The sequence below is a fragment of the Dethiosulfatibacter sp. genome (genome assembly GCF_983023055.1).
Genome location: NZ_CEZJXU010000101.1, coordinates 1 through 6,632, shown reverse-complemented (window position 1 = coordinate 6,632; position 6,632 = coordinate 1). Strand labels below are relative to the sequence as shown.

Sequence of the window (6,632 nt, the reverse complement as noted above, 5' to 3'; positions counted from 1 at the left end):
ACTTGTGGATCTTGTTCATATATGGGTACGGCAAATACTATGTGCTGTCTTTCTGAGGTTTTAGGACTGACACTTTCGGGCACATCAATGATACCTGCTGTATTTAACGATAGAATAAGAGCGTCATTCAAGGCGGGCGAAACCATAGTTGACCTTGTAAGAAAAAATGTTACAGTCGACAAGATAATAACTAAAGAATCCATTAAAAATGCAATTAAGGTTCTTATGGCAATAGGTGGCTCAACAAATGCGGTTTTACACTTGTCGGCAATAGCGCATGAAGCAGGAATAGATACTTCTTTTGTTTTGGATACAATAGATGAGCTTTCATACAATAAGGTACCTTTACTTCTAAAGGTTAATCCGTCATCTGAGTATGATGTTACAGATTTTCATTATTCAGGCGGAGTTCCTCAGGTTATGAAGGAAATGAAATCAATGCTTAACTTAGACTGCTTGACTGTAGATGGGAATACCATAGGTGAAAATATTGATGGATTCAGAAACAAATATGGTGAAGTCGACAGAGTAATATTAAGACCTTTGGATGATCCGTTTTCCACAGTAAGCAGTTTATCAATTATTAAAGGTAACCTTGCACCTGACACGGGTGTTGCAAAACCCAATACAACAAGCCACACTTGCTTTACGGGAGAGGCAATAGTTTTTGAATCCGAGGAAGCTTGCAACGAAGCTGTTTTACAGCACAAGGTAAGAGAAGGTCACGTTATTGTAATAAGATACGAAGGCCCGAAAGGCGGCCCGGGAATGAGAGAAATGTATAAAGCACTCAAGCTCCTTAAGGGTCAGCACTTAGATGAAAAAACAGCCCTAATTACAGATGGCAGGTTTTCAGGAACAAACAACGGCTGTTTTGTAGGTCATATTTCACCGGAAGCGGCAGATGGAGGTCCTATTGCAATCGTAGAGGACGGAGATAAGATTACAATAGATTTTGAAAATAGAGACTTACACCTTCATTTGACAGAAGAAGAAATAGCAGAAAGATTTAAAAACTGGTCTTATAAGCCTAAGAAGCTTAAAGGATATCTTTCTACATATGCAAAATTGGCTAGTTCAGCCAGTAAAGGAGCTATACTTTAATAGCGAAGTACAATTTAGAAAGTAAACACTATTTGTAGTGTAAGGAGGAAATATTATGGCACCAATTAGAGCTGAATATTTAGCAGCAGGTTATGATTTAAAAGGTAAAATGGAAACACCTAAATTACAAGGAGGATATTCATATCCTTTAACACCAAACGGAAAGGGCAACGTTTTAGGCGAACCGCCATATCATTTTTGTGGCGAAGAAATGGTTGTTGTTTATAAAGCGGATCCTGAAGCAGTAAAACAATTTTTACCTTATCCTTTTGAGTTGTCATTGGAAAATCCGGGAGGATGTGTAATTCACTTTAACTCATATGAGTCTATTGTTGAAAGAGATAAGGAACTTTTATATGAACTTCCCGAGCGTTGTAATTTCACAGAAGCTTATATTGAAGTTAGATGCAGATTTAAAGGCAAAGAAACAAAAATATATGTATACTTTTGGGTAAATAAAGACTATTCATTACTTAGAGGTTGGATATGTGGTGCTCCTAAAAAGATCGGAGAGGTTCATACTTCTTTCGAGAAGCATCATATGAACGACTTAAACCCTCACTTCCCTCAATTTGATAAAGGTTTTAAAATCGGTGCTGTTTGTTCGGCACATATGGAAAAATTAATCCACGGTGTAACTACTCTCGATAAGCCAATTCATCCTGATGATATGCACCCTGATGTACTTATTCCTACACACAACCTTCTTATCTATCCTGATATTAATATGGGATACAAAGGACATTTAGTACACAAGGTTATTCATAACATTATTGATACTTGGTATGGCGATTGTTGGGAATGCACAGATACAAAATTAGATTTTTTCAATTCAGTTGCAGAAGAGCATCAACTTCTTAAACCTGTTGAAATCACAGCTTCATACTTTACACCTCTTGGATTTACAATTTACGGTCACGAAGTTGACTATGATTTTAACGAAGAAAACAAATAATTAAATAGATTATCCTTTCTTTTCTCCCATAACAGCTCTTTAGCAGTTGTGGGAGAAATTATTCTTCAAAAACTACTCTCTACCGGTATTTTTTCACATAATGCGGGTTCTCGTAGATATTTCACAGAATGAATTCATAGAGGAATTGAAAAAAGCAAATGAAGATGAAAATGTACATTGAATTCTTGTGTTTATACCAATGCCGAAACATTTGGATGAGGATGTAATAAAATATATAATATCACCGGAAAAGGATGTAGACTTTTTTTCATTTGTAGCAAGGTAAACTTTCTATGGTCAATATCTGTTTCTGTAGTCAACTTGAAGTATTCACTTCATTTAGAAGAATAAAGTGAGAGTAACATTAGATAAATATACCTTTGGCAAAGACTCGTAAATCTACGTATCTTTGTCTTTTTTGAAGGTCTATTAGACAATATTACAGCAATAATATATTCTAATGACTGATGCATAAAATAATCATTGCTATTTCAAAATCAAGAGTGTAATATTAAGTAAATTAAATGATAATTGATGTACAAAATTAGTCAAATACAGGATTAACTGTTACGTAGGATCTGTACATCGGGAGAGATTATGAAAAAAAATAAAATAATTGCATTTGTGTTTATAACAATTGCATCCATAATCTGGGGAGTCAGCTTTGTATCCAAGGAGATACTTCTTGTCGATATTCATCCCGGATCTTTGATAGCATTTCAGCTTTTATGTGTATCTGTGATATTAGGTGTATATAATTTTTTAATAAGAAAAAAATTCACTATAAAAAGAAAGGATTTCATAAGCCTTTTTGGAACAGGTATAGTTGGACTAAACTTGTACAATGTTTTTTGCAACATGGGAATAAAAGAAACCAATTCATCCATTGTGTCTGTTCTTCTGGCTTTGATACCTATAGCATGTCTTTTAGTGGATAGGATAATGTACAAAAAAAAATTTACGAAACTTAAGGTTTTATGTATACTGGGATCGTTCATAGGAGTATATATGGTAATTGGTTCGGGAGGTATGAGTGTTTCCGGAAGTTTAATAGGTTATTTATATACAATTATTGGAGTTCTTGCCTGGGTAGTGTTCTGCTTTATTTCAGACAAGTTTTATAGCAGGTATGATTCAATGGAAATTCTCTTTGTCCAGAGTCTGGGAGCATTCTCAACAACCTTTTTCTATCTAATAATACATCCTATACATTTGAATACAATTAATGCAGATATATTTGTTCATTTTTTCATATTAATAATACTTAATGCCTGCATAAGCTTTGCATTTTATATTGTTGCAATTAGAGAGCTTGGCGTTACGGTTACCAATGTATTCAATAACATTGTCCCCGTTGTGACTTTGTTTGTTAATGTGGTATTCTTTAATGTTGAGATAGGTATTGTAAGTATTTTGGGAACTGCAGTAATAATAGCATCTGTCATAGTGCTTAATGTATTTGACAGGAGCTGTGAGGAATGTGATATGAATGTTAATTTGGAAACTAAATATGTGGAGCATGTCAACTGATATAACAGGAAGCATGAATATATTTTCATCGGCGATTTGATAATTTAGGGTGTTGGTTACAAAGGAGAAATAAATGAAATATACTGAAGTAAAGCAGGGAAGGACATTTGTACTGAGACTTGAACAAGGTGATGTAATTCCAGAAGATATAGAAAAATTTGCAGAAGAAAAGGGAATAGATTCAGGATTGGTTTATATTCTCGGAGGAGTAGACCAGGGAAGCAGGATGGTATCGGGACCTGTAAATGGAAAGGACATAAAGCAAAATATGCCTCTAAACATAAATGAATTTGATGATATTCACGAATCTGTAGGAGTTGGAACCATATTTCTTGATGAAGACAATAAACCAATTCTTCACCTCCATGCAGCAGCTGGAAGGGAAAATAATACTATAACAGGATGTACTCGTGTTGGAGTTAAGGTTTGGATGTATATGGAAGTAGTGGTTGTTGAACTGCTTGACTGTAAAGCAAAAAGAAAGATTGATGAAAAGAGCGGATTTACATTGCTAGAAATTGGAGAATGATATGAATAAAGAAAAAATGATTGCCTTGTTGGCGGCCGCAGGAGCATCTTTTATATGGGGAATGAGCTATGTATCAAAGGAAGTTCTTATGGAAGTGTTTCATCCAGGAACATTAATGGCGGTACAGTATTTGCTTGCAACAATTTTATTGACAGCTTACAATTTTTTATTCGGGAAATCATTTTCGATAAAAGGCAATGACTTCTTAAGCCTTTTATTTACAGGATTTATTGGATTAACTCTATTTAATGTGCTTGCGAATACAGCAATAAAGGCTACTAATTCATCCATCGTGACAGTTCTGCTGGCATTAATCCCAGTAGCTTGTCTTTTTGCAGACCGAATCATATTTAAAAAAAGATTTACCGGGTTGAAGCTGTTGTGTGTTATTGGTTCGATAATTGGTGTGTTTTTCATAATTGGTGCCGGTAATATGTCCATGGATAAAAACAGCATTACAGGCTACGTTTACATTTTCATTTCAATGATCGCATGGGTTGCATACTGCTTCATATCGGAGAAATACTACGACAGGTATGAAATGGCAGAGATACTAATGGTTCAAGGTATGGGAGCAGTTTTGACTTCTTTTTTCTTCATTATCCTATATCCTGTTTCCATGGAAAGTATAACGATTCCTATAGCAAGCCATCTTGCAATAATTGTTGTTCTCAATGCCTGCATAAGTTATTTCTTGTATATTATGGCTATTAAGGGACTAGGAGTAACTGTTACAAATGTGTTCAACAATATGGTTCCTGTGGTCACCTTGTGTATAAATATAGCTTTCTATGGCTATTATGTTGACAGAAGCGGGCTCATAGGAACAGCCATAATAATAACTTCTGTAATAGTATTAAATGTATTCGACAAGAGTGGAGAAAAAAGCATTAACAGTGATGAAAAATCAGAAAATATAGTTTAGTTGAATAATTGAAATAAATATAGATGAAAATCCAGTCTTGTAGTCAAGACTGGATTTTTTTATTATCGGAAATTTTATTATCTTATTCCATAAGTTTTCAACTTATGCTGCATGTTCTGTCTCGTCATTCCAAGCTTCTGTGCTGTTTGGGTAATGTTTTTATCTGAATTTTCAAATGCATCAAGGATTATCTGCTTTTCAATATCCTTCATTGTATCTTTAAGATTATCCTTTTGCTTGCTAAGATATTTGGAAATATACTTTTTCTTTGAATAGTTTGCAAAGAGATATTTTGGAAGATGATGTGGGTTTATGATGGTTTCGTTAAAATCCGAAAGATAGAGGGCCTGGTCTACTACGTGTTTTAGCTCTCTTATGTTCCCCGGCCAGTTATGTTCTAGAAGAACGTTATAAGCTTCATCCGAAATTTTAGATATTTGTTTACCAAGAACAGAGGCATTACTTAGAATGAAAGAATCAACAAGCTTGGAAATATCCTCTTTTCTGTCCTTAAGATCAGGAATATCGAGAGATATTACTGCAAGTCTGTAGTAGAAATCCGCCCTTATTTTTTTATCTTTTACAGCCTGGAGAGGGTCTTGGTTGGTTGCGCTTATTATTCTTACTTTTATTGGAATCTCTTCATTTCCTCCAACCTTTCTAATTGTCTTTGTTTCAAGAGATCTTAGAAGTTTGGCTTGGAGGTTAAGGTCCATTGAGTTGATTTCATCGAGAAAAAGGGTGCCGTCCTTGGCGGATTCAAATAGACCAACGTTTTCCACAGCTCCTGTGAAGGCTCCCTTGCATGTACCAAAGAGCGTGCTTTCCAGTAGGTTTTCAGGAATTGCCGAGCAGTTGATTGCAACGAAGGGTCCCTTTGAGACAATGCTTTCGTTGTGTATAGACTGGGCGAAGACTTCCTTTCCAGTTCCGGTGGATCCTATAATCATTACGGGAGCAAAGTTTTTAGCCGCTTTTTTTGCTATATGTATACATTCATCCATTGAAGCACTTGTGAATATTACATCCTTGAAGGAATATACAGTACCGTTATTTCTCTTTGCAATCTTTTCAGTATTAAGGTCGTTTTTTAATTTCTGTATTGTAGTGGCCATTTTCATATAGTCTCCGATATCTCTGAAAACACAGACTGCAGCTATTACCTCCGACTCGTCGTCTGAAAATACGGGATAGGTGGAGCTTATAACATCAACATATTTATTGTTTTTTGAAGTATATATAACATGGTTGTTTTTCATTATCTTACCTGTTTCAAGAACCTTTAACTGGATGGAGCCGTGGGAATTGTCTTTTATTTCCTCAAAGGTGTAGAGTTCATCTATGGTTTTTCCTATAATGTTATCTCTACTCTCACCTTCTATTTTTTCACAACCCTTTGAGTAACAGATGGTCTTTCCTTCTTTGTCGACAATATGTATGCATATGTCTTCAACTGCCTCGATGGCACTCAGTGGAAGTTTCTGTTTTTCTATTAAATTAATGATTTTTTCATTTGAATTTATCATATATTTCTCCTTGAAATGTTGAATAAATGGTATTTAAGCATCAATTAAGGTGTGAATGCACTT

At 35.0% G+C, this 6,632-nt stretch carries 6 protein-coding genes; 5 read left to right on the top strand and 1 reads right to left on the bottom strand.

Annotated elements, in window-relative coordinates:
* The 5 genes from AC3AX0_RS05165 to AC3AX0_RS05145 form a co-directional block, all read left to right on the top strand.
* On the top strand, window positions 1-1,104 hold a 1,104-nt coding region (locus AC3AX0_RS05165), incomplete at its 5' end, for a dihydroxy-acid dehydratase domain-containing protein (protein ID WP_487549241.1).
* 55 nt (window positions 1,105-1,159) lie between these two features.
* Window positions 1,160-2,059: an acetoacetate decarboxylase family protein gene (locus AC3AX0_RS05160; RefSeq protein WP_487549240.1), complete on the top strand. Its 900-nt coding sequence runs from the start codon at window positions 1,160-1,162 to the stop codon at window positions 2,057-2,059.
* Between the two features lie 597 nt (window positions 2,060-2,656).
* Complete coding sequence (locus AC3AX0_RS05155; protein WP_487549239.1) at window positions 2,657-3,589, top strand: DMT family transporter; 933 nt, start codon at window positions 2,657-2,659, stop codon at window positions 3,587-3,589.
* 73 nt (window positions 3,590-3,662) lie between these two features.
* Entirely contained in the window at window positions 3,663-4,118 is a 456-nt protein-coding gene (locus AC3AX0_RS05150) for a PPC domain-containing DNA-binding protein (RefSeq protein ID WP_487549238.1), read from the top strand.
* 1 nt (window position 4,119) lies between these two features.
* Window positions 4,120-5,043 carry a DMT family transporter gene (locus AC3AX0_RS05145; protein WP_487549237.1) on the top strand — a complete coding sequence of 308 codons (924 nt, stop codon included), beginning with the start codon at window positions 4,120-4,122 and terminating at the stop codon, window positions 5,041-5,043.
* Between the two features lie 77 nt (window positions 5,044-5,120).
* On the opposite strand, the gene AC3AX0_RS05140 is transcribed toward AC3AX0_RS05145, so the two are convergent.
* Window positions 5,121-6,569 carry a sigma-54 interaction domain-containing protein gene (locus AC3AX0_RS05140; RefSeq protein WP_487549236.1) on the bottom strand — a complete coding sequence of 483 codons (1,449 nt, stop codon included), beginning with the start codon at window positions 6,567-6,569 and terminating at the stop codon, window positions 5,121-5,123.
* Window positions 6,570-6,632: the final 63 nt, after the last annotated feature.

Bases quoted from the DNA above. Each gene is read 5' to 3' on its own strand.
- AC3AX0_RS05140 (WP_487549236.1), bottom strand. From the start codon at position 6,569: ATGATAAATTCAAATGAAAAAATCATTAATTTAATAGAAAAACAGAAA.
- AC3AX0_RS05150 (WP_487549238.1), top strand. From the start codon at position 3,663: ATGAAATATACTGAAGTAAAGCAGGGAAGGACATTTGTACTGAGACTT.
- AC3AX0_RS05145 (WP_487549237.1), top strand. From the start codon at position 4,120: ATGAATAAAGAAAAAATGATTGCCTTGTTGGCGGCCGCAGGAGCATCT.
- AC3AX0_RS05160 (WP_487549240.1), top strand. From the start codon at position 1,160: ATGGCACCAATTAGAGCTGAATATTTAGCAGCAGGTTATGATTTAAAA.
- AC3AX0_RS05155 (WP_487549239.1), top strand. From the start codon at position 2,657: ATGAAAAAAAATAAAATAATTGCATTTGTGTTTATAACAATTGCATCC.